At 62.8% G+C, this 24,919-nt stretch carries 26 protein-coding genes and 2 tRNA genes; 17 read left to right on the top strand and 11 right to left on the bottom strand.

The features are described 5' to 3' along the window. Window positions 1–3: 3 nt before the first annotated feature. The 8 genes from lolB to ppk2 all read left to right on the top strand — a co-directional run bounded on the left by lolB (window position 4) and on the right by ppk2 (window position 6,052). On the top strand, window positions 4–621 hold the full coding sequence (lolB, locus tag KHO53_RS14295) for a lipoprotein insertase outer membrane protein LolB (protein ID WP_010225732.1): 618 nt from the start codon (window positions 4–6) through the stop codon (window positions 619–621). A 3-nt stretch (window positions 622–624) separates the two neighbouring features. Next, the gene (ispE, locus tag KHO53_RS14290) at window positions 625–1,476 is read left to right on the top strand and encodes a 4-(cytidine 5'-diphospho)-2-C-methyl-D-erythritol kinase (protein WP_213570437.1); all 852 of its coding nucleotides are present in this window, start codon (window positions 625–627) and stop codon (window positions 1,474–1,476) included. Between the two features lie 34 nt (window positions 1,477–1,510). Further along, a tRNA-Gln gene (locus KHO53_RS14285) sits at window positions 1,511–1,585 on the top strand. A gap of 48 nt (window positions 1,586–1,633) precedes the next feature. Beyond that, window positions 1,634–2,575, top strand: coding sequence for a ribose-phosphate pyrophosphokinase (locus tag KHO53_RS14280; RefSeq protein ID WP_010225730.1), 942 nt, complete (start codon window positions 1,634–1,636; stop codon window positions 2,573–2,575). A gap of 138 nt (window positions 2,576–2,713) precedes the next feature. Further along, window positions 2,714–3,310, top strand: coding sequence for a 50S ribosomal protein L25/general stress protein Ctc (locus KHO53_RS14275; RefSeq protein WP_010225729.1), 597 nt, complete (start codon window positions 2,714–2,716; stop codon window positions 3,308–3,310). Window positions 3,311–3,387: 77 nt separating this feature from the next. Then, window positions 3,388–3,972 carry an aminoacyl-tRNA hydrolase gene (pth, locus tag KHO53_RS14270; RefSeq protein ID WP_010225728.1) on the top strand — a complete coding sequence of 195 codons (585 nt, stop codon included), beginning with the start codon at window positions 3,388–3,390 and terminating at the stop codon, window positions 3,970–3,972. Between the two features lie 21 nt (window positions 3,973–3,993). Continuing rightward, a complete protein-coding gene (gene ychF / locus KHO53_RS14265; RefSeq protein WP_010225727.1) occupies window positions 3,994–5,094 on the top strand; it encodes a redox-regulated ATPase YchF in 1,101 nt (366 codons plus the stop codon). 148 nt (window positions 5,095–5,242) lie between these two features. After that, entirely contained in the window at window positions 5,243–6,052 is an 810-nt protein-coding gene (gene ppk2, locus KHO53_RS14260; RefSeq protein WP_010225726.1) for a polyphosphate kinase 2, read from the top strand. Window positions 6,053–6,086: 34 nt separating this feature from the next. On the opposite strand, the gene KHO53_RS14255 is transcribed toward ppk2, so the two are convergent. After that, window positions 6,087–7,256: an MFS transporter gene (locus KHO53_RS14255; protein ID WP_036993818.1), complete on the bottom strand. Its 1,170-nt coding sequence runs from the start codon at window positions 7,254–7,256 to the stop codon at window positions 6,087–6,089. A gap of 372 nt (window positions 7,257–7,628) precedes the next feature. On the opposite strand from KHO53_RS14255, the gene KHO53_RS14250 reads away from it, so the two are divergent. Continuing rightward, complete coding sequence (locus tag KHO53_RS14250; RefSeq protein ID WP_036993816.1) at window positions 7,629–8,186, top strand: hypothetical protein; 558 nt, start codon at window positions 7,629–7,631, stop codon at window positions 8,184–8,186. 6 nt (window positions 8,187–8,192) lie between these two features. Here the strand turns inward: KHO53_RS14250 and KHO53_RS14245 are convergent, their stop codons facing one another. Further along, complete coding sequence (locus KHO53_RS14245) at window positions 8,193–9,407, bottom strand: MFS transporter (protein WP_036993814.1); 1,215 nt, start codon at window positions 9,405–9,407, stop codon at window positions 8,193–8,195. Window positions 9,408–9,597: 190 nt separating this feature from the next. Between KHO53_RS14245 and KHO53_RS14240 the strand changes: the two genes are divergently transcribed. Next, the gene (locus KHO53_RS14240) at window positions 9,598–10,380 is read left to right on the top strand and encodes a FecR family protein (RefSeq protein ID WP_213570436.1); all 783 of its coding nucleotides are present in this window, start codon (window positions 9,598–9,600) and stop codon (window positions 10,378–10,380) included. A gap of 85 nt (window positions 10,381–10,465) precedes the next feature. Further along, a tRNA-Met gene (locus KHO53_RS14235) sits at window positions 10,466–10,542 on the top strand. A 66-nt stretch (window positions 10,543–10,608) separates the two neighbouring features. On the opposite strand, the gene KHO53_RS14230 is transcribed toward KHO53_RS14235, so the two are convergent. Next, window positions 10,609–11,223, bottom strand: coding sequence for a LysE family translocator (locus KHO53_RS14230; protein ID WP_036993813.1), 615 nt, complete (start codon window positions 11,221–11,223; stop codon window positions 10,609–10,611). 123 nt (window positions 11,224–11,346) lie between these two features. Between KHO53_RS14230 and KHO53_RS14225 the strand changes: the two genes are divergently transcribed. Then, window positions 11,347–12,225, top strand: a complete 879-nt coding sequence (locus KHO53_RS14225) for a LysR substrate-binding domain-containing protein (RefSeq protein WP_100781931.1) — start codon at window positions 11,347–11,349, stop codon at window positions 12,223–12,225. Here KHO53_RS14225 and KHO53_RS14220 read toward each other — a convergent pair. Next, a complete protein-coding gene (locus KHO53_RS14220) occupies window positions 12,213–12,824 on the bottom strand; it encodes a YcbK family protein (RefSeq protein ID WP_026001465.1) in 612 nt (203 codons plus the stop codon). The genes KHO53_RS14225 and KHO53_RS14220 overlap by 13 nt on opposite strands. Window positions 12,825–12,912: 88 nt before the next feature. Here KHO53_RS14220 and KHO53_RS14215 point away from each other — a divergent pair, with 88 nt between their 5' ends. Then, complete coding sequence (locus KHO53_RS14215) at window positions 12,913–14,052, top strand: hypothetical protein (protein WP_213570435.1); 1,140 nt, start codon at window positions 12,913–12,915, stop codon at window positions 14,050–14,052. A gap of 98 nt (window positions 14,053–14,150) precedes the next feature. Here KHO53_RS14215 and can read toward each other — a convergent pair whose 3' ends face one another. Beyond that, a complete protein-coding gene (gene can / locus KHO53_RS14210; RefSeq protein ID WP_010225713.1) occupies window positions 14,151–14,789 on the bottom strand; it encodes a carbonate dehydratase in 639 nt (212 codons plus the stop codon). Between the two features lie 120 nt (window positions 14,790–14,909). Between can and KHO53_RS14205 the strand changes: the two genes are divergently transcribed. After that, window positions 14,910–15,239, top strand: coding sequence for a hypothetical protein (locus KHO53_RS14205; RefSeq protein ID WP_036993810.1), 330 nt, complete (start codon window positions 14,910–14,912; stop codon window positions 15,237–15,239). Window positions 15,240–15,243: 4 nt separating this feature from the next. Here the strand turns inward: KHO53_RS14205 and rimI are convergent, their stop codons facing one another. After that, window positions 15,244–15,696, bottom strand: coding sequence for a ribosomal protein S18-alanine N-acetyltransferase (gene rimI, locus KHO53_RS14200; RefSeq protein WP_036993809.1), 453 nt, complete (start codon window positions 15,694–15,696; stop codon window positions 15,244–15,246). Next, on the bottom strand, window positions 15,689–16,486 hold the full coding sequence (locus KHO53_RS14195; protein WP_213570434.1) for an energy transducer TonB: 798 nt from the start codon (window positions 16,484–16,486) through the stop codon (window positions 15,689–15,691). Before KHO53_RS14195 ends, rimI begins: the two co-directional genes overlap by 8 nt. A gap of 179 nt (window positions 16,487–16,665) precedes the next feature. Here KHO53_RS14195 and mksB point away from each other — a divergent pair, with 179 nt between their 5' ends. The 3 genes from mksB to mksF are packed head-to-tail and all read left to right on the top strand — an operon-like array spanning window position 16,666 to window position 21,462. Beyond that, the gene (gene mksB / locus KHO53_RS14190; protein ID WP_036993806.1) at window positions 16,666–17,943 is read left to right on the top strand and encodes an Mks condensin complex protein MksB; all 1,278 of its coding nucleotides are present in this window, start codon (window positions 16,666–16,668) and stop codon (window positions 17,941–17,943) included. Then, window positions 17,933–18,634, top strand: a complete 702-nt coding sequence (mksE, locus tag KHO53_RS14185; RefSeq protein ID WP_010225708.1) for an Mks condensin complex protein MksE — start codon at window positions 17,933–17,935, stop codon at window positions 18,632–18,634. Before mksB ends, mksE begins: the two co-directional genes overlap by 11 nt. Beyond that, the gene (gene mksF, locus KHO53_RS14180; RefSeq protein ID WP_213570433.1) at window positions 18,631–21,462 is read left to right on the top strand and encodes an Mks condensin complex protein MksF; all 2,832 of its coding nucleotides are present in this window, start codon (window positions 18,631–18,633) and stop codon (window positions 21,460–21,462) included. The genes mksE and mksF overlap by 4 nt, the downstream gene beginning before the upstream one ends. A gap of 108 nt (window positions 21,463–21,570) precedes the next feature. Here the strand turns inward: mksF and KHO53_RS14175 are convergent, their stop codons facing one another. The 4 genes from KHO53_RS14175 to rpmA all read right to left on the bottom strand — a co-directional run bounded on the left by KHO53_RS14175 (window position 21,571) and on the right by rpmA (window position 24,904). Further along, the gene (locus tag KHO53_RS14175; protein WP_162471134.1) at window positions 21,571–22,014 is read right to left on the bottom strand and encodes a CreA family protein; all 444 of its coding nucleotides are present in this window, start codon (window positions 22,012–22,014) and stop codon (window positions 21,571–21,573) included. 22 nt (window positions 22,015–22,036) lie between these two features. After that, window positions 22,037–23,155, bottom strand: a complete 1,119-nt coding sequence (proB, locus tag KHO53_RS14170) for a glutamate 5-kinase (protein WP_213570432.1) — start codon at window positions 23,153–23,155, stop codon at window positions 22,037–22,039. A 75-nt stretch (window positions 23,156–23,230) separates the two neighbouring features. Continuing rightward, a complete protein-coding gene (gene cgtA / locus KHO53_RS14165) occupies window positions 23,231–24,454 on the bottom strand; it encodes an Obg family GTPase CgtA (RefSeq protein ID WP_010225700.1) in 1,224 nt (407 codons plus the stop codon). 192 nt (window positions 24,455–24,646) lie between these two features. Beyond that, window positions 24,647–24,904 (bottom strand): 50S ribosomal protein L27, encoded by a 258-nt coding sequence (gene rpmA, locus KHO53_RS14160; RefSeq protein WP_010225698.1) that lies wholly within the window; start codon window positions 24,902–24,904, stop codon window positions 24,647–24,649. Between the last annotated feature and the right edge of the window lie 15 nt (window positions 24,905–24,919).

Raw genomic sequence — 24,919 nt, 5'->3', positions numbered from 1 at the left:
CCTATGTTTTTGCGCCACTGCATCACCTTCACCCTGATCGCCCTGCTTGCCGGCTGTGCCGGCTTCGGCTCCCGTGAGGCCCTGCGGGGCGAGGGCAGCCCACAGCTGTGGCGCGAGCACAAGCAACAGCTGAGCACCCTCGATGGCTGGCAGATCAACGGCAAGGTCGGCATCCGCGCGCCGAAAGACTCCGGCAGCGGCACGCTGTTCTGGCTGCAGCGCCAGGATTACTACGATATCCGCCTGTCCGGCCCGCTGGGCCGCGGCGCCGCGCGCCTGACCGGGCGCCCCGGTGGCGTCACTCTGGAAGTCGCCAACCAGGGCCGCTTCGAGGCAAATAGCCCCGAAGCCCTGCTCGAAGAGCAACTGGGCTGGGAGCTGCCGGTCTCGCACCTGGTCTGGTGGATTCGTGGCCTGCCCGCCCCCGACAGCAAGAGCCAGCTGACCCTCGACGGCGACAGTCGCCTGGCCAGCCTCAAGCAGGACGGCTGGGACGTGCAGTACCTGAGCTACGCCGAACAAAACGGCTACTGGCTGCCCGAACGCATCAAGCTGCACGGACAGAACCTCGACGTGACCCTGGTGGTCAAGGACTGGCAACCACGGCAACTGGGCCACTGATCTATGAACACTGCAACCCTGACCCTGCCGGCACCGGCCAAACTCAACCTGATGCTGCACATTCTTGGTCGCCGCCCTGACGGCTACCATGAGCTGGAAACCCTGTTCCAGTTTCTCGACCATGCCGACGAGCTTTCCTTCGCCTTGCGCGAAGACGGTGAAGTGCGCCTGCACAGCGAGATTGCCAATGTCCCCCACGACAGCAACCTGATCGTCAAGGCCGCGCGCAAGCTCAAGGCCTTGAGCGGTTGCAGCCAGGGCGTGGATATCTGGCTGAAGAAAATCCTGCCGATGGGCGGCGGCATTGGTGGCGGCAGCTCCGATGCCGCCACCACCCTGCTCGGCCTCAATCATTTATGGCAACTGGGCTTGAGCGAAGACCAACTGGCCGAGCTGGGCCTGACCCTGGGCGCTGACGTGCCGGTTTTCGTCCGCGGCCATGCGGCATTCGCTGAGGGTGTGGGTGAGAAGCTGACCCCGGTCGACCCCGAAGAGCCCTGGTACGTCGTGCTGGTCCCGCAAGTATTTGTTAGCACAGCAGAAATTTTTTCAGATCCGCTGTTGACACGTGATTCCTTGCCCCTTAAGATGCGCCCCGTTCCCAAGGGAAACAGTCGAAATGACTGCCAACCGGTGGTAGAGCAGCGTTACCCAGAGGTACGCAATTCATTGAATTTGTTAAACGAATTCACTGACGCTCGGCTTACCGGAACTGGAAGTTGTGTGTTTGGGGCCTTCCCAAACAAAGCTGAAGCTGATAAAGTTTTGGCCCTTCTTGCAGAGACCCAAACAGGGTTTGTAGCTAAGGGAAGCAACGTTTCGATGTTGCATCGCACGCTGCAGAGCCTGCTCTAGGAATCGAGCACCAGGTGCTCGCAGCAACAGATACAGGGGCGTCGCCAAGCGGTAAGGCAGCAGGTTTTGATCCTGCCATGCGTTGGTTCGAATCCAGCCGCCCCTGCCATTTTCCTTATACTCATCCAGGTATACCCTCAGCCTTCAGGTACTGCGCGTGTCCAAGATGATGGTCTTTACGGGGAACGCCAACCCCGATCTGGCTCGGCGTGTCGTACGTCAGCTGCATATCCCACTGGGTGATGTTTCTGTCGGAAAATTTTCCGACGGCGAAATCAGCACTGAGATTAATGAAAATGTTCGCGGTAAGGACGTTTTCATCATTCAGCCGACTTGCGCGCCAACCAACGATAACCTGATGGAACTGGTAGTGATGGCCGATGCCTTCCGCCGCTCCTCAGCTTCCCGAATCACTGCCGTGATTCCTTACTTCGGATATGCCCGCCAGGATCGCCGTCCGCGTTCGGCGCGTGTAGCTATCAGCGCCAAAGTCGTCGCTGACATGCTCACCGTCGTAGGTATCGACCGTGTTCTCACCGTCGACCTGCACGCTGACCAGATTCAGGGTTTCTTCGATATTCCGGTAGATAACATCTACGGCTCCCCCGTTCTGGTGGATGACATCGAAGACCAGCGTTTCGAGAACCTCATGATCGTGTCCCCGGACATCGGCGGCGTCGTGCGTGCACGTGCTGTTGCCAAGTCCCTGGGCGTTGATCTGGGCATCATCGACAAACGCCGTGAAAAGGCCAATCACTCCGAAGTGATGCATATCATCGGCGACGTCGAAGGACGTACCTGTATTCTCGTCGACGACATGGTCGACACCGCCGGCACCCTGTGCCACGCGGCCAAGGCCCTGAAAGAACACGGCGCTGCCAAGGTTTACGCCTACTGCACGCACCCTGTCCTGTCGGGTCGGGCGATCGAGAATATCGAGAACTCCGTGCTGGACGCACTGGTGGTGACCAACACCATCCCGCTGTCCGCTGCAGCACAAGCCTGTGACCGTATCCGTCAACTGGATATCGCACCGGTTGTTGCCGAGGCGGTTCGCCGCATCAGCAATGAAGAATCGATCAGCGCGATGTTCCGCTGAGGGTTTTACCCTCGCGAACTCACGTTGACGTAAAGCGCCCCGCCCCAACACTGGTTGTTGGGGCGGGGCTTTTTTGCCCATCCCGCTTTGGCGCTGGTCGCAAACGCCACTCGGGAATGGCTATTTTGGAGATACAACATGACTGATTTCATTCTGAACGCCCAAGCGCGTACTGACCTGGGGAAAGGTGCGAGCCGCCGCCTGCGTCATTCCGCCAACATCCCTGCCGTTGTCTACGGTGGTGGCCAAGCTGCTGAATCCGTGACCATCCTGACCAAGGAAATCACCAAGCTGTTCGACAACGAAGCTGCCTTCAGCCACGTTATCGAACTGAACATCGACGGCAAGAAACAAAACGTCGTTGTTAAAGCCATGCAGCGTCACCCTGCCAAGCAGTTCATCATGCACGCTGACTTCGTCCGCGTTGTTGCTGGCCAGAAACTGACCGCCAAAGTACCTGTGCACTTCATCAACGAAGAAGCTCCGGTCAAGAAAGGCGGCGAGATCTCCCACACCGCCAACGAGATCGAAGTTTCCTGCGAAGCCAAAGACCTGCCTGAGTTCATCGAAGTCGACCTGGCCAACGCCGAAGTCGGCGCGATCATCCACCTGTCGGACCTCAAAGCTCCGAAAGGCGTTGAGTTCGTCGCTCTGGCTCACGGTAACGACCTGGCTATCGCCAACGTTCACGCTCCGCGTGTTGCGCCTGAAGCTGCAGAAGGCGCTGCCGAGTAATCTACTCAGCACGCCGGCGTTGACCGGGTTACAGCGCCCAGCGCTGTAACCCACAACTCCAAGGAAGAGCCCCTGACGTGACCGCCATCCAACTGATCGTCGGCCTGGGAAACCCCGGCCCCGAATACGAACAGACCCGGCATAACGCAGGGGCTCTTTTCGTAGAACGCATTGCCAGCGCCCAGCGCGTCAACCTGACTGCTGATCGCAAGTATTTCGGCCTGACGGCAAAATTCAGCCATCAGGGCAACGACGTTCGTCTTCTGATTCCGACCACCTACATGAACCGCAGCGGCCAGGCCGTTGCTGCACTGGCGAATTTTTTCCGCATCCCGCCAGATGCCATCCTGGTGGCCCACGACGAACTCGACCTGCCTCCCGGCGTCGCCAAGCTCAAGAAGGGCGGCGGCCACGGCGGGCACAACGGGCTGCGCGACATCATCGCCCAGCTCGGCAACCAGAATGACTTTCACCGTCTGCGGCTTGGCATCGGCCACCCGGGTGACAGCAGCAAGGTCTCCAGTTTCGTCCTCGGCAAGGCGCCACGCGCCGAGCAGGAGAAACTGGACGCCAGTATCGATTTTGCCCTCGGCGTGCTGCCGGACATCCTCGCCGGCGACTGGACGCGTGCGATGAGAGAGCTGCACAGCCAAAAGGCCTGACTCCACGAAGAGGGATTCACCATGGGTTTCAATTGCGGCATCGTCGGCCTGCCCAACGTCGGCAAGTCCACCCTGTTCAACGCCCTGACCAAATCCGGCATCGCCGCTGAGAACTTCCCGTTCTGCACCATCGAGCCGAACAGTGGCATCGTGCCGATGCCTGATGCGCGCCTGGACGCCCTGGCGGCCATCGTCAAGCCGAACCGCGTGCTGCCGACCACCATGGAATTCGTCGACATCGCCGGCCTGGTGGCTGGCGCCTCGAAAGGTGAAGGCCTGGGCAACAAGTTCCTGGCCAACATCCGCGAAACCGACGCCATCGCCCATGTGGTGCGCTGCTTCGAAGACGAGAACGTGATTCACGTCTCCAACAGCGTCGACCCCAAGCGCGACATCGAGATCATCGACCTGGAACTGATCTTCGCCGACCTCGACAGCTGCGAGAAGCAACTGCAGAAGGTTGCGCGCAACGCCAAGGGCGGTGACAAGGACGCCCTGGCGCAGAAAGCCATCCTCGAAAAACTCATCCCGCACTTCACCGAAGGCAAGCCTGCGCGCAGCCTGATGAAGGCCATGGGCGCTGACGAGAAGGCGCTGATCCGCGGCTTCCACCTGCTGACCAGCAAACCTGTGATGTACATCGCCAACGTTGCCGAAGACGGCTTCGACAACAACCCGCACCTGGACGTGGTCAAGGCCATCGCCGAAGAAGAAGGCGCGCTCGTGGTGCCGGTGTGCAACAAGATCGAAGCCGAGATTGCCGAGCTCGACGACGGCGAAGAGAAGGACATGTTCCTCGAAGCCCTGGGCCTCGAAGAGCCAGGCCTGAACCGCGTGATCCGCGCCGGTTACTCGCTGCTCAACCTGCAGACCTACTTCACCGCCGGTGTGCAGGAAGTACGCGCCTGGACCGTACGCGTCGGCGCCACCGCTCCACAAGCGGCCGGCGTGATCCACACCGACTTCGAGAAAGGCTTCATCCGTGCCGAAGTGGTCGGCTACGACGACTTCATCCAGTACAAGGGTGAAGGCGGCGCGAAGGAAGCCGGTAAATGGCGCCTGGAAGGCAAGGACTACATCGTCAAAGACGGTGATGTGATGCACTTCCGCTTCAACGTCTGATCCGCTCCCTGATGAGCCCGAAACCCCTTGAGGCTATGCTTCAAGGGGTTTTTCTTTGCCTGCGTTGCGCACAAATGCTGGCCAAAACCCAGGTCTATACTCAAAGCCGCACTCAAACGGCTTTCGTCCACAGACCAGGTATCGGCGCATGGCTAAAAAGAAGGAAAAACAAAGCAACAGCGAACGCCTCCCCCGTAAAGAGTACGAGCAAGCACTCAAGGCCCTGCACGTCGAGCTGGTCAAATTGCAGCAATGGGTGGTAGCCAAGGGCCTGAAAGTCTGCATCGTCTTCGAAGGTCGCGACGGTGCCGGCAAGGGCGGAACGATCAAGGCCATCACCGAACGCGTCAGCCCGAGGGTGTTTCGCGTAGTGGCGCTGCCAGCACCGACCGAACGGGAAAAAAGCCAGATGTACGCCCAGCGCTACATCCAGCACATGCCCTCGGCCGGCGAAGTGGTGATCTTCGACCGCAGTTGGTACAACCGCGCCGGTGTTGAGCGGGTGATGGGGTTCTGTACCGAAGAGCAGTCCCGCAAGTTTCTTTCGGTGGTGCCATCGTTCGAAAAGATGCTGGTCGAGTCCGGCATCGTTCTCATCAAGTACTGGCTGGAAGTCAGCCCCCAGGAGCAGGAACGGCGCCTGAAAGAGCGCATCACCGACGGTCGCAAGATCTGGAAACTGACCCCGATGGACCTCAAGTCCTTCACCCGCTGGGACGACTACACCCGCGCGCGCAATGAGATGTTCGCCGCCTCGGATACCTCATGGGCCCCCTGGTACGTGGCCCCTTCAGAGGACAAACGACGGGTGCGCCTGAATATCATCAGCCACTTGCTCAAGCAGGTGCCCTACGAGGACATCACCCACAAGCAGAAGATCGAGCTGCCCAAGCGCGGCAAGATCGGGCGCGACAAAAGCACCAGCTACACGTCGCGCATGGTTCCCGAGCGCTTCTGAAAGACACCTGGCGCGCGACAGCGCTGCAAGTGTGCTACAGAGTGCCCTGATCGGCGCGCTGGGCCCTGAAGGCCCGCCGCCGGGCACTGCGGGCGAACACCACGAACAGCGCCGCCATGGCCGTCAGGGCCATTGGCAGGCCATGGGGCGCAACGTCCATGGCCGCGCCGCTGATCAGCGGCCCGAGCAGGCTGCCGACGCCCCAGAGCAAGCCGACGCTGGCATTGGCGGTGACCAGGTCCTGGCCCTTGAACTGCTGGCCGATCAGCACCAGCGCCAGGGTATAGACCCCGCCCGCCACCGCACCGAGCAGCACCAGTGCTGGCCATAGCAACCATTGCATGCCGATCAGCCACGGCAGCGCCAGGCCGATCAACATCGCCACCACGCCGCACACCAGGTGTACCGTCGTGCGCTCGCAGCGGTCGGCCAGCCAGCCGATCGGCAGCTGGAAGAGCATGTCGCCGGTAAGGATCACCGTCACCATCAACGCCGCCACCCCCACCGCATAGGCATGGTTGGTGGCGTACACCGGCAGCAGCGAAAGAATCACTGCATCGAAGAACGAGAAGAACAGCACGCCCATGCACAAGGCCGGCGCCACGCGGAAAAAGCCCGCCAGGGAAAAGCTCTTGCCGCCCTCCTCGCCATGCTCGACATGATCATTGGGCACCGTCAGCACGATACACAGCAGCGCCAGGCCGTAGCAGGCGGTCACCACTGTCGTCACCCAGGTGCTCTGTGCCCCGAGCAGCGCCAGCATTGCCGGGCCGAGCATCTGGAAACCGGTGAACGCCGTGGCGTACAGGGCCATGATCTTGCCGCGGTTGTGCTCCGGACTCAGCTCGTTGACCCACGACTCGCCGAGGATGATCGCGATGCCCATGCCGATCCCCAGCCCCAGCCGCAACAGCCCGAGCAAGTAGATCGAAGAGAAGCCCCACTCAAGCAAACCGATGCTCAGGGTGCACAGGCCGAAGCACAACAGGTAGATGGTACGCCGGGTCAGGTGCCGGCAACAGGCATCGACCATGAACGCCGACAGCATCATCCCCGCGGCCGGAATCGCCGAGACGATACCGATCTGCAAAGTACTGGCGCCGGCGTCGAGCAAACGCAGGGACACCAGCGGCAAGCTCGCCCCGAGACTGAAACCGACCACCGACACCGCAAACAACAAGCCCAGCAACAAACGCATATTCATCACAACTCCAGACTCACCGGCGCAGGCACGACATCGCACCTGCGCAGGCGCATACATGACCGTAAAAGGATTCGGTTAGCGGCGAGCTCAGCCACGGCAGAACGCCGGGCACACAGCCTCAGGGTCAGGAGGTGTGAAGGTGCGGCGAGAAGGTAAACGCGAACAACACGCTGCGCCGACGCTTGAGCACCGTGTCACACGGCCAGTCGCACACGACGGCCTGGATAACAGCCGGCTGGATGGCGCAAGGACGGGAAAAGCGGTTCATGGGTCGACTACAGGAAAAAGGCAGGCCGGCACTCTAGGGGAAGCCCGGGCCAGACGTCAATCTCGCTGTGCTACTCTCGCGCCATCATGGAAGAGGATCAGCGCATGTCCGAACATCATCAGTTCATTTTCCCCCGCTATCGCCACCTGCCCGCGCCCGATTGGAAAAGCCTGGAGCAACAGCTGCTGACCCTGGGCTGGCTCGAGCCCGCTGCGGCCGATGCCCTGGATGAAACCGGCGACAGTGACGACAGCCTCTGGTGCAGCCCGTTGTACCGACCGAGTGCCGAGTTGTTCCGAAGGCTCAGGGTCGAAGCGGACCCCGCGCAGGTCGTGCGCCTGTTCGAGTTCGAGCCCGGCCAGCCGTTTGTCTGCGCGGGCGAGAACTTCAGCCTGCCAGGGCAATACCTGCAGGCACAGGTGGCCGAAGAGACCTTCATGCAGTTCATGGGCGACGCTATCGAGGCGCCGCACACCACCTGGTGCAGCCCCGTCGACAAAACGACGTACTACCTGATGGATCTGGATTGGGACTTCAGCTTCGGCGTTGGCGAGCAGGTCCTGCGCAGCGACCGCCTCAACCGCGCCGAAACCGAACGCCTGGCGGCACTGATCGGCGAACTGGCCGGGCAGCCGATGAGCTGCGCCCACCGGCATCGCTAGGCAGCTTCAACGCTTGCCGGTGGACGGCAGGAGGATTGCCAGCAGGCCGAACAGCGGCAGGTACGAGCACAGGCTGTAGACGTATTCGATGCCCTTGAGGTCGGCCAGATAGCCCAGCGCCGCTGCGCCGATGCCGCCAAAGCCGAACATCAGGCCGAAGAAGATGCCAGCGATCATCCCCACGTTACCCGGCACCAGTTCCTGGGCATATACAACAATGGCCGAAAACGCCGAGGCGAGGATAAAGCCGATGATCACGCTGAGCACGCTGGTCCAGAACAGGTCGACGTAAGGCAGCAACAGGGTGAATGGCGCGACACCCAGGATCGAGAACCAGATCACCGCCTTGCGCCCGATGCGGTCACCGATCGGCCCGCCAAAAAAGGTTCCGGCCGCTACTGCGCCGAGAAACAGGAACAGGTGTAGCTGCGAGCTGGCCACCGAGAGGTCGAACTTCTCGATCAGGTAGAACGTGAAGTAGCTGGTGAAGCTGGACATGTAAAAGTACTTGGAGAACACCAGCAACCCCAGCACCACCAGGGCGCCGATCACCCGCTGGCGGGAAAGGCTATGGGTCGCGCGCTGGCCTTGCTTGGCCTTGAACAGGTTCAGGTGTGCCCTGTACCAGCGGCTCAGGCCATAGGTGACCAGCACGGCGCAGACAGCGAACAGGCCGAACCACACCACATTGCCCTGACCGAAGGGGATGATGATCGCCGCCGCCAGCAACGGGCCGAAGGCGGAGCCTGCATTGCCACCAACCTGAAAGCTTGACTGCGCCAGGCCAAAACGCCCACCCGAGGCCAGCCGGGCAATACGCGAGGTTTCCGGGTGGAAGGTCGACGAACCAATGCCCACCAGCGCCGCCGCCAGGAGGATCATCGGGAAGCTGGCGACATACGCGAGCATGACGATACCCACCAGGGTGCACAGGGTGCCCAGCGGCAGCAGGTTCGGCATCGGCTTGCGATCGGTATAGAAACCCACCCAGGGCTGCAGCAACGAGGCGGTGATCTGGAAGGTCAGGGTGATCATCCCGACCTGGGCGAAGCTCAAGCCATAGTTGGCCTTAAGCAGGGGGTAGATCGACGGCAGCACCGACTGGATCAGGTCGTTGATCAAATGCGCCAGGGCACAGGCGGCGATGATGCGCATCACCAGCGGGCTGCTCTGGGCAGTGGCGGTACTGGCGGGTGACGACGAGGCAGTGCTCACAGCCATGACAAAAGCTTCCATCCGGTGGGCGGGATCCAATTATCCAGAATTCGTTAGCAAGCGCACTATTCTTTTCGACCAACGTACTTTTGACGTTCTTGTTAATGATTATCAATAACGATATAGTCAGTGCGCTTTCACCACCCCCACTGCCCGCCTATCCGAGGCCTGCATACGCCATGCCCGCTGACCTGCCATGACCCCATCGCCAAACCAACTGGAACTGCCGGCGCGCCGCCTGCACAAGATCGAACGCCGCGTGGCGCCACGCTCCTGGGGCGTTTGGGCAGTGGCGGCCAGCCTCTTGCTGATCAGCGCCCTGGTGATGCTGCAACTGCCATTGCTGCAGCGCCTGAACAGCGATGTCGCCACCGCCGTTGGCGAACGCCGGCAGATCCAGCTGGCCGATGGCTCGCGGCTGACCCTCGACAGCGCCAGCGCCGTAGATGTCGACCTGCGTGGGCCTGTGCGTACGCTGCGCCTGGTGCAAGGGCAGGTGTTCATTGAAGTGACCCACGATGGCCGGCCTTTTGTCGTCAACATCGATCAGGCGCAGGTGCAGGTGCTGGGTACGCGCTTCTCCGTCAGCCGCGGCCGCGATCATGACGAAGTGGTGCTGCTCAAAGGCAAGGTCGAGGTCAGCAGCGGCGGCGACAAACGCATGCTCGCCCCCGGTGAGCGCGTGACCCTGAACGGCAGCCGCCTGGGCCAGGTCGAGAAGGTCGATGCCGAACGCCGGCTGGCCTGGCGCGAGGGCCAACTGCGGGTACGCGACGTGCCGTTGCGCCAGGTGCTGGAACAGCTTGCCGAATACCAGGGCGGCCGCCTGTTGTACATCGACGAACAGCTCGGTCAGCGCCCGGTCAGCGGCAGCTTCAACCTCGACCAGGCCAGCAGCGCAATCAATGCTCTGGCCCGCAATCAGAACCTGAGCGTAAGCAGCCTGGCCGGGCAATGGATCATCGTGCCGAGCCCATAAATGGCTAAGCAGTTGATCGCGCGTTAATTTTTTTGAAAAAGAGTGTTGACACAAATCCGTTTCAGGCGAATAATGCGCGCCACTTGGCTACATAGCTCAGTTGGTTAGAGCATAGCATTCATAATGCTGGGGTCCGGGGTTCAAGTCCCTGTGTAGCCACCAAGTACTAAAAAGGGCTTACCGCAAGGTAAGCCCTTTTTTCTTGCCTGCGATTTTTACCCCGCCCGCTTAACGTACATTGGCAAACACCACTGCCACCCCCAGGCCGATCAAGGCCACGCCAATCACCCGATCGACCAGGCGCTGGCGCTCAAGCATGGCCCGGCGCAATACCGCGCTCGAGAAGAATACCGCCACCAGGCTGAACCACAGCCAATGGGCGAACGACATGAACGCGCCATAGCCGAAGTTGATCGCCAGCGAGCTGCCCGGTTGCACCACCTGGGTGTAGGCGCTGACCACAAAGAGCATGGTCTTGGGGTTCAGGGCATTGGTCAGAAAGCCCGAGCGCAAAGCCACCAGCACCCCGAGCTGACGGGCGCTGGTACCGTCCAGGGAAATCCGTGTGGTGTTGGTCAGCGACTTGTAGCCAAGATAAATCAGGTACCCCGCCCCCAGCACCTTCATGGCCAGAAACAGCGCCGGACTCTGGCTGATGATCACCGCAATGCCCAACACGGTGTACAGCACATGCACCTGCACCCCCAGGGCAATGCCCAGGGCCGCAGCCAGGCCCGCACGCCGGCCGAAGGCGTAACTGCTGCGGGTCACCATGGCAAAGTCGGCGCCCGGGCTGATCACCGCTAACACGGTGAACAGGGCAACGGCGATGATTTCATTCACGTAAAGCTCCTCGATCTGCTAGGCCAATGCACAGATACGTCTGCGCGCGGCCATTATCGAAAGCTTCTGGCAAGGCAAAAAGCGATTTATAGTGAGTGAAATCCGCTAGTTTTTCTCACAGATATGAAGCTGCCAGCGCTTTCTGCCTTTCGCTATTTCGACGTCGCCGCACAAACCCAGAGCTTCGTGCGCGCTGCCGAGCTGCTCAATGTCACCCACGGCGCCGTGAGCCGGCAGGTACGCCTGCTGGAAGAGTCGCTGGGGGTGCAACTGTTCGAGCGGCGCAACCGGGCGATCTTTCTCACCGCCGCCGGGCGCGCCCTGCACGGCACCACCCTGTCGGTGTTCGAACAGCTGGAGGGCGCGGTGTACCGCCTGCAGCAACAGGCGCGGGAGAACGTGCTGGTGCTGTCGTGCGAGCCGACCATCGCCATGCGCTGGCTGATCCCCCGGTTACCGGCCTTTCATGCCGCCCACCCGGATATCCACCTGCACCTGGTGGCGGCCGGCGGGCCGATCGACTTCGCCCGCAGCGGTGTCGACCTGGCCCTGCGCCGCGATGATTTTCGCTGGGATGCCAACCTGCATGCACTGAAGATCTGCGACGAATGGGTCGGGCCGGTGTGCAGTGCCGGCCATGCCCTGCCCGAACCAGGCCTGGCCGGCCAACGCCTGCTGCACAGTGCTTCGCGGCCCAATGCCTGGGCTACCTGGCTACACCGAAGCGGCGAATCGGCCAAGGGCAGCAGCCGCGCCGATTACGAGCACTTTTACCTGTGCATCCAGGCGGCGGCGGCCGGGCTGGGCGTAGCCATGGCTTCGCGCTTGATGGTCCAGGACGAAATCGACAGCGGCCAACTGCAGGCGCCACGCGGCTTCATCCAGGATCAATCAGCCTACTACCTGCTCAGCCCCCAGGCGATTCTTGACGATGGCAAAAGCCGCTGCTTCGCCGAATGGGTGATCGAGCAATCACACGCTTGCCTGGCTCACCTGGCCTGAGCCTTGCCGGCCATCGCCGGGGCACAGAAGGAGGAACCGCTGCTGAAGTCGCTCCCCCAGGTGCGGTAGCCTGCCGTGTCGATGTGAATGCGCCCCGATGGGTATCGCCCCAGGCCCATGTTCCAGCCCTTGCCGTGGGCCTGCCAGAAGCGGCACAGCGGCGCCGGGTCGGCCCAGCCCGGCAACAGCAAGTCGACCGCAAAGGCGCGGGTATGGGCGCTGGCCACGGCGCCGCCAGCGCAGCGGTTGAGCACTGGGTTGCGGTAGGCCGACACCACTTCATAGCGTTTGAGCACGCCCTGATCGTTCAGGGTCTTGAGCAACTGCAAGGTCGAACGCACTGCCGGCCACTGCACCGCTGGCGCCACCGCAAACGGCTCGGCCTTGCACAGACGCCAGTCACTGGCCGAGCGCAGCAGTTGGTGGATTGGCACCACCCCATACAGGCGCGCATCCACCAGCATCTGGCGAAAGGGCCGGGTCTGATGATCGCCCGCCCACTGGGCAAACAGATGCAGGTCACGCTCCTCGGCCTGCGCAGTGCCCAGCACTGTCAGCAAAAGTCCTGCACCAATACCAGCCTTACGCCACGGATTCATCAGCTTGCCCCCCCTTCCCAACCCCCGGGAAATTCCTCCAGTATGGTAAGCCTCCCGACTGCAGGGAGAAACTGACAAGGAGTTAATCATGCACAAGACTGCTCCATTGACCTTTGCCCTGGCCGCCCTGACCTTGAGCAGCGCCGCCCTGGCTGACACCCGCATCGACCTGGGCAGCCAGGAACGCGTGACCCGGCTGTTTGCCTACCCCAACAACTGCAATGTCATCTGCTTTCGTGACTGGAGCCTGGAACGAACAGTAGAGCACTACCTGACCCAGAGCGTGCAACGCGACGGTTACGCCACCGCGACCGTGAAGGTCAATCGCGACAACGACAAACTGCATGCTGACATCCAGGGTGTGCCAAGCGACTACAGCAAACCCCTGCAAGCGCTGCTCACTACCGGCGATCTGGCCTATCAAGGCGCCAACCAGCTCAACAGCGAAGGCAAATGGGCCTACAGCTGGAACCTGTTCCTGCCGCTCGGCATGGCCCTGGAAAATCGCCGCAGCATTCAGCTCTTGCACTTCCCGCCGGACTACTCGCTGACCCAGGCCCAGGACTACCTGCGCTCCAACACTACCGACCGCTGGGCCACGCTGCTGACCTTCAACGGCATCCCCGCGGAACAAACCCCGGCCTACCAGACCATCGTCGACATCGCCCCGATCGCGGCGCCAGCCAGCGCCGGCAAAGACCTTGAAGGCGTGTATGGCTACTTCAAGGACTATCAGGTGCAGATGGTCAAGGAGGTGACCCGAACCGGCAATGGCGCATCCTTGCCAATGGTTGCCTTCGGTTCGCCGGTGCGCAGCTGGATCGAGCAGCAGTATGGGCCCAAGCTCTACGTTCTGGGCCTGGCGACTATCAGCCCGACGCCCGGGCAAAAGGTGTCGGTGCTGGGTGCCAACCACCCGAGCGCGATCTGGTATGCGGCGGATAAAACCAACTATAACGGCGACCAGGACAAAGCCGATCAGGCCGGGCTGAAGATGATGGGCCAGGACTTGAGCGCCGCCTGCTGGCAGTCGGGCATGGGCCGCAACCCGGCGGCGGATGCCAAGGCCACCCTGGGTGCCTGTACGCAGAAGTGGCAGGTGACAGCGAAGAAGCAGACGTGCGAGCTGTATTTCCGCACGATTCGCAACATGACCCCGGAGCAGGCCAGTGCCAAGTGCAATACCGGGGAGGTGACGCGCACGTTGCGTGACTTGCAGAAAGCTTGAGGGGTATCCATCGCGGGGCAAGCCCGCTCCCACATGGACCGGTTCATACAGATCCTGTGGGAGCTGGCTTGCCAGCGATTGGCCGCCCCGCGATAGGCTCAGTCCTGCGGACGCAACCGGTACTGCGGCGGCAGCTGGTCCAGGCCACTGATAGTCGCGTTCAAGCTCTTCCAGCGCCCATCCTTGATGCCGTAGATGCAGCCATGCACCGACAGGCTCTGCCCGCGGTGCCAGGCATTCTGAACGATAGTGGTATGGCCGACATTGGCCACCTGCTGGATCACGTTCAGCTCGCACAGGCGGTCCACCCGCTCTTCCTCGGTCGGCAGCTTGGCCAGCTCCACGCGGTTTTCGTAGTACAGGTCGCGAATCGAACGCAGCCAGCCATCAATCAGGCCCAGCTGACGATCCTGCATGGATGCCCGCACCCCGCCGCAACCGTAATGGCCGGTAACCAGGATGTGCTTGACCTTGAGCACGTCCACCGCGTACTGGATCACCGACAGGCAGTTCAGGTCAGTGTGCAGCACCACGTTGGCAACGTTGCGGTGAACGAACAGGTCGCCCGGCAGCATGCCGACGATCTCGTTGGCCGGTACCCGGGCGTCCGAACACCCGATCCAGAGGAACTCCGGTGTCTGCTGACGCGCCAGCTTGGCGAAGAAATCCGGATCTTCCTGCTTGATCGCATCGGCCCAGCGCGCGTTGTTATCAATCAGTTCTTGTAGATCGTGCATGTTCAAGCCTCATGGTTGATGCCCATCCTGTGACAGGCGCCGGCCTGTTCAGGTCACGCCTTTGAATCTTCCGGCAAACGGCAGGTCAACCGTTTAGGCCCCTCTGCAGGAGGATCGACCATGAGCCAGAAACACCGCCCGCTTCACGCCCCGCAGCCCGCCCCGAGCGATGAAGACGAAGACGAAGACCCCATGGGCTCGGTTGAAGAATTGCACTTTGACGAGGATACCCCCAACGTTGATGTCGGTTTCGACCCAACCGACGATGACCTCGAGCCGGAAACCCTGATCCCCGAAGACGGCGCCCGCTCCGCCAACGAGCCGGGAGCAAATCACCCTGCGGACTGGGACCTGAGCGTAGTCGACCAAGGTGACATCGGCGGCGGCAAAGGCCTGGATGAAGCAGAGCTGGCACGCCGCGACCCGCTGGACGGCAAGCCGGAGCGCTGACCCCTTACTCGAACAGGGTGCAGGCCATGACCAGGGCGTCTTCGCGACCGCCAGCAACCGGGTAGTAATCACGCCGGCGGCCGATTTCATTGAAGCCGTAGCGCTCGTACAGGCGATAGGCCGACTGGTTGCTGGCACGCACTTCGAGGAAACACTCACGACCGTTGAGCGCATAGGCGCGCCTCATCAGCTCCTCCAGCAGGCGCAGGCCCAGGCCGCGACCCTGGCTTTCCGGCTTGACGGTGATATTGAGCAGGTGCGCCTCGTCGATGATCACGTTGATCACGCCATGGCCGACCTGCTGCTCGCCTTCGAACATCAGCCAGATTTCATAGGACTTGAGACCGTCGAGGAAGATCCCGCGGGTCCAGGGGTGGCTGAAGGCGGCGTATTCGATCTTCAGTACGGCATCCAGATCCGCCTCGGTCATCCGGCGGAAGCTGATCGTGTCACTCATCACTTGGTTTCCAGCGCGCCATCAGCCGGCGCATGGCTTGCCAGACGTGCGCCTTGCGCTGCGGCTCGTCCATCAACAGTTCGAGCCCCGGCAAGGCCCAGGCAGCGCCCAGCCCTTCAACCGGCAACTCGCGGTAATAAGCATCGGCGTCGGCCTCGCCGGCAAAACGCACGGCAGGCAGGCCGATCAGCCACAGGCAGACGCACGGCGCTTCTTCAAGCCGGGCCTGGATAAAGCCCTGGACGAAATCGGTCGCCGCCTGCGGCCCCTGATCGAGGTTGCCGCGCACCAGCAACGGCCAGCGCACCGGCTCGCCGATGATCTGCGGGCTGTCCGGCAGGCCGGCGGCGCGCAGCATGTCCTTGAGCAACAGATAGGAGGGGTCGCGGCTCTGGAATGGCTCGCCGGTGGCAAGCTCCACCAGCAGCAGGCAATGGCCGGCGCGCAGCAGTTGCAGGGCAAAGCGTGGAGGCGGCACCGGGGCCGGCCTGGCCGGCACTGGCGCCTTCTCGGCCTCTTCCACTGCTTTGGCCGCCACTTTCGGCATGCTGCCCGGGCGCGGGATCTCGATCTTCGGTCGCTCAACGGTGCGTGCTACCGGCGCGCTCGCTGCTACGGCAGCGGCAACAGGCGCCTGCTCCTGCGGCTCGAACGCCGGTTCCTCCAGCGCCGCCACCGGCAACAACAGCTCCGGGCGCGACGGTGCAGCGAACGGCAGTTCGGCACGCGGCAGCCAGTGCACCACTTGCATGGCGTTGAGGTAAGCGCGGCGGCGGGACTCGATTAACAAGAAGGATCGGCCATCTGTGGATAAGTCAGGGGCGATATTCTAACGTTGTTCGCCGTTTGGCGCCGCTGTTGATCGGCAGAAAACCGCTCGACAGCAGGATCAAGCGATCAGGGGGTGAATCGACAGGCGTCTGATGCAGTACAATCGGCGCTTTTATTTGGCAACGAGTCGACCCGCCAATGATCGAACCCAAGCGCGTCCTGCGCGCCCTAGCCGAACACTGGGCCCTGCTCGAGCCGTTGTGCGAGCGCTTCGACGGGGGCACCCTGAGCCTGGCCGAACTGCGCCAGCAACTGGCCACCCAGCAGTTGGAGAGTACCCCCCAGGACATCACCAGCCTGCTCGACGTGTGGATCCGCCTGGATATCCTGGTGCCGGTGGCCAAAAGCCCGAACCGTTTCGAGCTCAACGCCCAGATCCATGACTTTCTTGCCTACCTGCGCCGTGAGCACCGCCTGGGCCTGTGCCTGGAGATCGAAGCCTACCTGCGCCACCTCGAGCGCCTGGCCGGGCATATCCAGGACGCCTTCGAGATTCGCGACGGCAACGACCTGGCGCGCCAGCTGCGCCTGCTCGACATGCGCGTGCGCGACGTCCTGAAGAAGCTCGACAACGACGAACAGGCGCTGGTCGCCGTGGCCGAACGAGCCAAGACCAGCGACCGGCAGATCCCCCTGCGCCAGCGTTACGCCGAAGTCCTGGCGACCTGGGACGAATATGTCGAACCGATGATCCAGCTGGTCAACGCCGACGGCGCCTTCGAGCAAGGCGTGCGCAAGGTCGAGACCGTGCTGCTGCGCTTGCTCGGCGAGCAGGCGCGCCTCGGCCATCTGGTCGACGACGACATGCTCCTGCGTACCCATGCGCGCATCCTCGAGATGCAGACCAGCGCCCAGTTGACCCTGCGCCATGCCCGCGAACTGCTGCTGCCGCTGCGTGAAGAAGCGCGCCGCCACAACGCCGTGACCCGTGGCGCCGCCCTGGCCCTGTCGGTGATCCGCCGCAAGGGCCTCGATGCCGTGCCGCAGGCGGCCATGCCGCTGTTCACCCGCCCGCAGAGCACCTTCCTCGGCAGCGCCAGCCAGGTCGAAGCCTATGTCTATGCCCTGGCCCGTTTCGAGCCCAAGCCTGCGCAGTTCCCCAAGGCCCACAAAAGCCACAAGGGCGACGCACCGCGCGCACCGCGCACGGTCAAGGAAATGCTCGAACGCTGCGAGGACGCCCTGCCGCTGCCGGACCTGATGGTCTGGCTGCTCGACCAGGAGCCCGAAGGCGCCACCGACGAGCTGCTGTACTGGTTCTCGCGCCTGTCGCGGGAAAAACGCTTTGCCCGCGAGCGCCTCGAGCGCCGTGAATACACCACCCGCGAACACCTGGTCAGCCTGCGTTCCTTCGCTCTGACATCGAGCCGCGAACCATCGCCTGAGCCAACTGCGAGCCCTGCCCATGCATCTTGATCTTTCCGAACTGTCCCAGCTCGCACCGATCTTCCGCGAGCTGTTCAAGGGCTTCCACATCAGCCGCCGCGACCCGGAGCTGTACGCCCAACTGTCGAACTTCCAGGACCAGTACCGCGGCCTGTTCAAGGCCCTGGGCTTTGAACTGGTGTGCGACACCCGTGGCTTCTACTACTTCGTCCCGGACCTGGCCGCCGCCCAGGTCAACAAGACCGCCCAGCGCCTGTCGCTGTTCACCTTCATCCTGGTCGAACACCTGGCCGACCAGGGCCGCGACCCGATGTCGGTGCTCGACGGCGGCAGCCTTGGCCGCGACGAACTGCCTTCGCTGCTGGAAAAGTACCGCGACCTGTTCATCCAGGCCGAAGTGCAGACCCCGGACGAGCTGGAAGAAAAGATCATGCGCCGCATGACCCAGCTCGGCTTTGCCCACGAAGAGAACGGCATCTACCGCTTCCTGCCGCCGATGCACCGCTTCCTCGACGTCTGCCTGTCGGTCCAGCAGGACCGCGACCTGGCCGCCAGCCTGCACAGCGCCCTGCCGCTGCCAACGCCGGTGCTGGTCGAGGAAGAGAGCCCGGAAGAGCTGAACCGTACCGACGACCCGCTCGACCTCAGCCCGTTCGAAGAAAGCGAAGAAGACGCCTTGGCCCGAGCCATTGCGCAAGAGCAACAGGAGATTGACGCATGAGCCAGGAACGCTACGGCATTCGCCGCTTCGCACTGCTCAACACCGCCGGCTACAGCCTGGGTCTGTTCCCCCTGGAACACCCATTGTCGGTCTACGGTGCCAACAACTTGGGCAAGAGTGCCTCGATCAACGCCCTGCAGTTCCCGATCCTGGCGCGCATGTCCGACATGAGCTTCGGCAAGTACAGCCTGGAGCAGTCGCGGCGCTTCTACTTTGCCAGCGACACCAGCTACATCCTCTGCGAGGTCAACCTGCCCCACGGCCCGCACGTGATCGGCGTGGTCGGCCGCGGCCCGGGGGGTGGCTTCGGTCACCAGTTCTTCGCCTATGCCGGCGAGCTGGACCTGGCCCACTACCAGAAGAACGACACCTGCCTGCGCCAGAAAGAGCTGTTCAGCAACCTCGAGCGCAACGGCCTGAAAGCCTATGAGCTCAAGCCTGACGAGCTGCGCCGGTTGCTGGTCGGCGGCCACACCTCGATCCCGCTGGACCTGACCCTGATCCCGCTGCGCTCCACCAGCGAACAGAGCCTGAAAACCTTCCGCGCCCTGTTCATCAACCTGCTGCACATGCGCGAGATCACCGCAGCCAAGCTCAAGCAGCTGTTCCTCGATGCCTTCGAGCACAGCCTGCGTTCGGGCAGCGTCGACTACATCGCCGCCTGCGAAGAGGCCTTCCGCGACGTACGGCGCATGGAGCAGGACTACAACTCGCTGGTCGCCGCCGGCCCGCTGGTCGAGGCCCTGGCCAACGGCGTGGCCCAGCGCGACATCCTGCGCGGCAAGCTGCATCGCCTGTCGCCACTGCTCGACTCGCTGCTCGGTACTTGGCAGGACTACGCCAGCACGCGCAAAGAAGAACTGGTGATCCAGGCCGAGCACTATAAAAACGAACAGGACAGCCTGCAGAACGACCAGCGTGGCGGCACCCAGGAGCTGATGCGCCTGGAGCGCGAGATCACTGGCGTGCAACGCTGGCTCGGTGAGCTGTCGGTGCTCAAGCACCGCTTCGCCCTGGTCGACGACGTCAAGGTCCTGGAACAGCAACTGCTGGCCGCCAAGGACGCCCACGACGAACTCGCCGGCGCCCTGGCGCAGTCGCGCCAGTTCAGCGCCGAAGACCTCGAAGAGCGTCTGCGCGAGCTGGAAAAACGCCTGAAGTCGGTCAAGCAGCAACTCGATCATGCCGACAACAACAGTTATGCACGCCTGCGTGAAGAGTTCTCGCAGCAGGACGTCGAGCGCCTGATGCGCCTGTTCAACGGCGCGCTGTTCAGTCTGCCGCTGGGCGAGCGCGGCATCGAGCTGGACGACAGTGATGTCTGGGTCAAATCCCTGGAAGCGGTGCTCGACGGCTTCAAGGGCGAGCGCTTCGAAGCCCCGGGCCTGTCCATCGACCTCTCGCACATCGAGCCCCCTGCCCTGCAGGCCCTGGCCGACCGCGCCGCCCTGCGTGACCAGAAGGAACGCCTGGAGAAAGAGCTCAAGCAGCTCAAGACCCAACAGGCCGTGGCCGCCGACCGCGCTGCGAGCAAGACCCAGACCGAAGCCCTGTACCAGCAGGTACTGGATGCGCAGAAGGCCCTGGAAGACTTCCGCCGCAGCGAGACCCTGTCCGCCGAAGAAGGCGACAAGCTCGAACAGCTGGCGCAGATGGAAGCCGCCCAGGACGAGCTCAAGCGCTCCAGCGACGCCTTCACCGAACGCGTCCAGCAACTGTCGGCCAAGCTGCAACTGGTCGGCCGCCAGATCGCCGACATGGAAGCCAAGCAGCGCACGCTCGACGACGCCCTGCGCCGTCGCCAGCTGCTGCCCGCCGACCTGCCGTTCGGCACGCCGTTCATGGAGCCGGTCGACGACAGCATGGACAACCTGCTGCCGCTGCTCAACGACTACCAGGACAGCTGGCAGGGCCTGCTGCGGGTCGATGGCCAGATCGAAGCGCTGTACGCCCAGGTACGCCTCAAGGGCGTGGCCAAGTTCGACAGCGAAGACGACATGGAACGCCGCCTGCAGCTGCTGATCAACGCCTACTCGCACCGCACCGAAGAAGCCCTGACTCTGGGCAAGGCACGCCGCGCCGCGGTCACCGATATCGCCCGGACCCTGCGCAACATCCGCAGCGACTACGACAGCCTCGAGCACCAGCTGGCGCTGTTCAACCGCGAGATCAACAAGCGCCAGGTGTCCAACCTGCAGAGCTTTCGCATCGTCCTGGCGCCGAACAAGGAAGCGCTCAAGCACATCGACCAGATCATCCACAGCGCCGGCCAGTACGAGGAAGGCGAAACCCTGTCGGTGTTCGACCTGAGCCAGAGCGCGGAGCAGGACAACAAGAACGAAGAGGCCAAGGAGTACCTGGCGCGGCTGGTGGCGGCCAACCACAACCAGCTGGGCCTGAAGGACCTGTTCGAACTGGCCTTCGAGATCACCAAGGTCGGTGGCCAGCCGGTGATCCACACCGACATCGACGGTGCGGCGTCCAACGGCACCACCATGACCATCAAGGCGCTGACCAACATGTACCTGTTGCTGCACCTGATGGACCGCGACCTGGCCGGTCGCGTGCGCCTGCCGTACTACCTGGACGAGGCGGCCGACATCGACGAACGCAACCAGGCAGCGCTGCTGGAAACCAGCTTGCAGCTGGGCTTCGTACCGATTCTGGCGAGCGTCAAGCCGCAGGTTTCGGCGCATGTCGCCATCGACCTGGAAGGCGGCAGTGGGCCGAACGGCATCTACATCGACGAGGCGGACTGGAAGTACATCAGCCGCCGTGATGTGGAGAAGGCGGTGGTGCGGGTAGAAGAGGAAGAAGCTTCGGCTTGAGGCCTCTCCAGGGGCCTTTCAGGCCCCATCGCCGGCAAGGCCGGCTCCCACAGGGATCACGGTGGTCCTTGTGGGAGCTGGCTTGCCAGCGATGCATTCAACTCGGTTTTACTGAGCCCACGGCAGGATCGGAATCGCCGTTACCGCGTTCTGCGGACTGCCTTCGATCACACGATCCGAGTACACCAGATAGACCAGGGTATTGCGCTTCTTGTCGAGAAAGCGCACCACCTGCATGGTCTTGAACACCAGCGAGGTACGCTCCTTGAACACCTCGTCACCGTCCTTGAGCTGCTCCTTGAAGCGAATCGGCCCGACCTGACGGCAGGCGATCGACGCCTCGGCGCGGTCTTCAGCCAGGCCCAGGCCGCCTTTCAGACCGCCAGTCTTGGCCCGCGACAGGTAGCAGGTCACGCCCTCGACCTTCGGGTCGTCAAACGCCTCGACAACGATGCGGTCATTCGGCCCGACGATCTTGAACACCGTCGATACCTGGCCAATCTCCTCGGCCGACGCCAGTACCGGCAACGCCAGCAGCGCCGCTGCAATCATCCCTTTGAACACACGTATTTCCTCAGACCAGAATCAGGTTGTCGCGGTGCACCAGCTCCGGCTCGGCGATGTAGCCCAGCAGGGCCTCGATCGCGTCGGACGGCTGGCCAATGATTTTTTGTGCTTCCAGGGCGCTGTAGTTGGCAAGGCCGCGGGCGACTTCGAGGCCATCCGGACCAACGCAGACCACCATCTCGCCACGCCGGAAGCTGCCCTGCACGGTCTTCACACCGACCGGCAACAGGCTCTTGTTGTCCTTGCGCAGGGCCTTCACTGCGCCATCGTCGAGCACCAGGGTACCGCGAGTTTGCAGGTGGCCAGCCAGCCACTGCTTGCGCGCGGCGAGCATGCCGCGCTCAGGCGACAGCAGGGTGCCCAGGCGTTCGCCCGCCTTGAGGCGGTCGAGCACGCGCTCCAGGCGGCCACCGACGATGATCGTGTGGGCACCGGAACGCGCTGCCAGGCGCGCGGCACGCAGCTTGGTCTGCATGCCGCCACGGCCCAGGGCGCCACCGGTGCCACCGGCCACGGCATCGAGGCTCGGATCGTCGGCACGGGCTTCGTAGATGAGCCGCGCATCAGGGTTGTTGCGCGGGTCGGCATCGAACATGCCGTCGCGGTCGGTGAGGATCACCAGCAGGTCGGCCTCCACCAGGTTGGCCACCAGCGCCGCCAGGGTGTCGTTGTCGCCGAAGCGGATCTCGTCGGTAACCACCGTGTCGTTCTCGTTGATCACCGGCACCACACCCAGTTCCACCAGGGTGCGCAGGGTGCTGCGGGCATTGAGGTAGCGCTTGCGGTCCGACAGGTCGTCGTGGGTCAGGAGGATCTGCGCGGTGTGCCGGCCATGCTCGGCAAAGCTCGATTCCCAGGCCTGCACCAGGCCCATCTGGCCGATCGAGGCCGCGGCCTGCAGCTCGTTCATCGCACTCGGTCGCTTGGTCCAGCCCAAACGGCTCATCCCGGCGGCAACCGCCCCGGACGACACCAACACCAACTCGACACCCGCCTCATGCAACGCCACCATCTGCTCGACCCAGACACCCATGGCCGCGCGATCCAGGCCCTTGCCATCTGCTGTCAGCAGGGCACTGCCGATTTTCACGACCCAGCGCTGCGCACCCGTCACCTTGCTCCGCATCTTCTTCCAACCTATTCAGATCTTTAGATACCAAAACGCCGCTCCTGAGAGCGGCGTTTAGTGTACTGCAACGAATCAGTCGCGCACGTAAATGATTTCCGGGCCGTCTTCGTCGTCCTCGTCCCAATCATCGTCATCGTCGTCGCCGATGTCGTGCACGCTCTTGACGCCGCTGCGGCGCAGGGCGCGGGCGTCGTCCAGGGCCTGCAGCTGAGCACGGGCTTCGTCTTCGATGCGCTGGTCAAGCTCAGCCAGCTCTTCGGCGTAGGCCGGGTCGTTGGCCAGGCGGTCGGCGCGGTCTTCGAGGTAGCGCATGATGTCGCGACTGAGCTGCTCGGTGCCCTGCTTGGAGATCGCCGAGATCACGTAGACCGGGCCTTCCCACTGCAGGCGCTCGACCACTTCCTTGACCCGCTCGTCACGCTCGTCGTCCATCAGCATGTCGGTCTTGTTCAGCACCAGCCAGCGGTCACGCTCGGCCAGCGACGGGCTGAAGCGGGTCAGCTCGTTGACGATGACTTCGGCGGCATCGGCGCTGCTGCTTTCATCCAGCGGCGCGAGGTCGACAAGGTGCAGCAGCAGGCGGGTACGCGCCAGGTGCTTGAGGAAGCGGATACCCAGGCCGGCGCCGTCGGAGGCACCTTCGATCAGGCCGGGAATGTCGGCGATGACGAAGCTCTTCCAGCGGTCGACACTGACCACACCCAGGTTCGGCACCAGGGTGGTGAACGGGTAGTCGGCGACTTTCGGCTTGGCGGCCGATACCGAGCGGATGAAGGTACTCTTGCCGGCATTCGGCAGGCCCAGCAGACCGACGTCGGCCAGTACTTTCATTTCCAGTTTCAGGTCACGCTGCTCACCCGGTTTGCCCGGAGTGGTCTGGCGTGGCGCACGGTTGGTACTGGATTTGAAACGGGTGTTGCCCAGGCCGTGCCAGCCGCCCTGGACCACCATCAGCTTCTGGCCCGGCTTGACCAGGTCGCCGATGACTTCCTGGGTGGCGGAGTCGATCACCGTGGTGCCGACCGGCACGCGCAGGATCAGGTCGTCGCCCTTCTTGCCGGTGCAGTCGGTGCTGCCGCCGTTGGAGCCGCGCTGGGCCTCGAAGTGACGGGTGTAACGGTAGTCGACCAGGGTGTTGAGGTTGTCGTCGGCAACCATGTACACCGAGCCGCCGTCGCCACCATCACCGCCGTTGGGGCCACCGTTCTCGATGAATTTCTCGCGGCGGAAGCTCATGCAACCGTTACCGCCATCACCGGCTTTGACCCGGATCGATACTTCGTCAACAAACTTCATAAAAACCGCCTCTCGTCAGCTGGACGAGCTGAGTGACACAAAGACATAAGGCTCTTGCAAAAGTGAGCGCGGCGGCCCCGTCACGATAGTAACAACCCACGCCGGCAGCCCATACAAACAGCTTTGCAAGAGACTCACCCCACAAACGAAAAAGCCCCGTCGCGAGACAGGGCTTTTCCAGCGTTCGCGCGATTACTCGGCGACAACGCTCACGTAACGACGACCGAAGGCGCCTTTTACTTCGAACTTGATCTTACCCGCGATCTTGGCGAACAGGGTGTGATCCTTGCCCATGCCAACGCCGTAGCCAGCGTGGAATTGGGTGCCGCGCTGACGCACGATGATGTTGCCAGGAATGATAGCCTGGCCGCCATACATCTTCACGCCAAGGCGTTTGGCTTCTGAGTCGCGACCGTTACGGGTACTACCACCAGCTTTTTTGTGTGCCATGGTTCAATTCTCCAG

This window comes from Pseudomonas sp. RC2C2 (genome assembly GCF_018390435.1).
GTDB classification, from domain to species: Bacteria; Pseudomonadota; Gammaproteobacteria; order Pseudomonadales; family Pseudomonadaceae; genus Aquipseudomonas; species Aquipseudomonas donghuensis.
This window is presented reverse-complemented; position numbering and strand designations above follow the sequence as displayed.

Bases quoted from the DNA above. Each gene is read 5' to 3' on its own strand.
- KHO53_RS14255 (WP_036993818.1), bottom strand. From the start codon at position 7,256: ATGAATATGCGTTTGTTGCTGGGCTTGTTGTTTGCGGTGTCGGTGGTC.
- cgtA (WP_010225700.1), bottom strand. From the start codon at position 24,454: ATGAAGTTTGTTGACGAAGTATCGATCCGGGTCAAAGCCGGTGATGGC.
- lolB (WP_010225732.1), top strand. From the start codon at position 4: ATGTTTTTGCGCCACTGCATCACCTTCACCCTGATCGCCCTGCTTGCC.
- KHO53_RS14220 (WP_026001465.1), bottom strand. From the start codon at position 12,824: ATGAATCCGTGGCGTAAGGCTGGTATTGGTGCAGGACTTTTGCTGACA.
- KHO53_RS14245 (WP_036993814.1), bottom strand. From the start codon at position 9,407: ATGGCTGTGAGCACTGCCTCGTCGTCACCCGCCAGTACCGCCACTGCC.
- KHO53_RS14175 (WP_162471134.1), bottom strand. From the start codon at position 22,014: ATGATTGCAGCGGCGCTGCTGGCGTTGCCGGTACTGGCGTCGGCCGAG.
- KHO53_RS14250 (WP_036993816.1), top strand. From the start codon at position 7,629: ATGTCCGAACATCATCAGTTCATTTTCCCCCGCTATCGCCACCTGCCC.
- mksF (WP_213570433.1), top strand. From the start codon at position 18,631: ATGAGCCAGGAACGCTACGGCATTCGCCGCTTCGCACTGCTCAACACC.
- ychF (WP_010225727.1), top strand. From the start codon at position 3,994: ATGGGTTTCAATTGCGGCATCGTCGGCCTGCCCAACGTCGGCAAGTCC.
- proB (WP_213570432.1), bottom strand. From the start codon at position 23,155: ATGCGGAGCAAGGTGACGGGTGCGCAGCGCTGGGTCGTGAAAATCGGC.
- mksB (WP_036993806.1), top strand. From the start codon at position 16,666: ATGATCGAACCCAAGCGCGTCCTGCGCGCCCTAGCCGAACACTGGGCC.
- KHO53_RS14225 (WP_100781931.1), top strand. From the start codon at position 11,347: ATGAAGCTGCCAGCGCTTTCTGCCTTTCGCTATTTCGACGTCGCCGCA.
- rpmA (WP_010225698.1), bottom strand. From the start codon at position 24,904: ATGGCACACAAAAAAGCTGGTGGTAGTACCCGTAACGGTCGCGACTCA.
- KHO53_RS14205 (WP_036993810.1), top strand. From the start codon at position 14,910: ATGAGCCAGAAACACCGCCCGCTTCACGCCCCGCAGCCCGCCCCGAGC.
- KHO53_RS14240 (WP_213570436.1), top strand. From the start codon at position 9,598: ATGACCCCATCGCCAAACCAACTGGAACTGCCGGCGCGCCGCCTGCAC.
- rimI (WP_036993809.1), bottom strand. From the start codon at position 15,696: ATGAGTGACACGATCAGCTTCCGCCGGATGACCGAGGCGGATCTGGAT.
- KHO53_RS14215 (WP_213570435.1), top strand. From the start codon at position 12,913: ATGCACAAGACTGCTCCATTGACCTTTGCCCTGGCCGCCCTGACCTTG.
- ispE (WP_213570437.1), top strand. From the start codon at position 625: ATGAACACTGCAACCCTGACCCTGCCGGCACCGGCCAAACTCAACCTG.
- KHO53_RS14275 (WP_010225729.1), top strand. From the start codon at position 2,714: ATGACTGATTTCATTCTGAACGCCCAAGCGCGTACTGACCTGGGGAAA.
- mksE (WP_010225708.1), top strand. From the start codon at position 17,933: ATGCATCTTGATCTTTCCGAACTGTCCCAGCTCGCACCGATCTTCCGC.
- ppk2 (WP_010225726.1), top strand. From the start codon at position 5,243: ATGGCTAAAAAGAAGGAAAAACAAAGCAACAGCGAACGCCTCCCCCGT.
- can (WP_010225713.1), bottom strand. From the start codon at position 14,789: ATGCACGATCTACAAGAACTGATTGATAACAACGCGCGCTGGGCCGAT.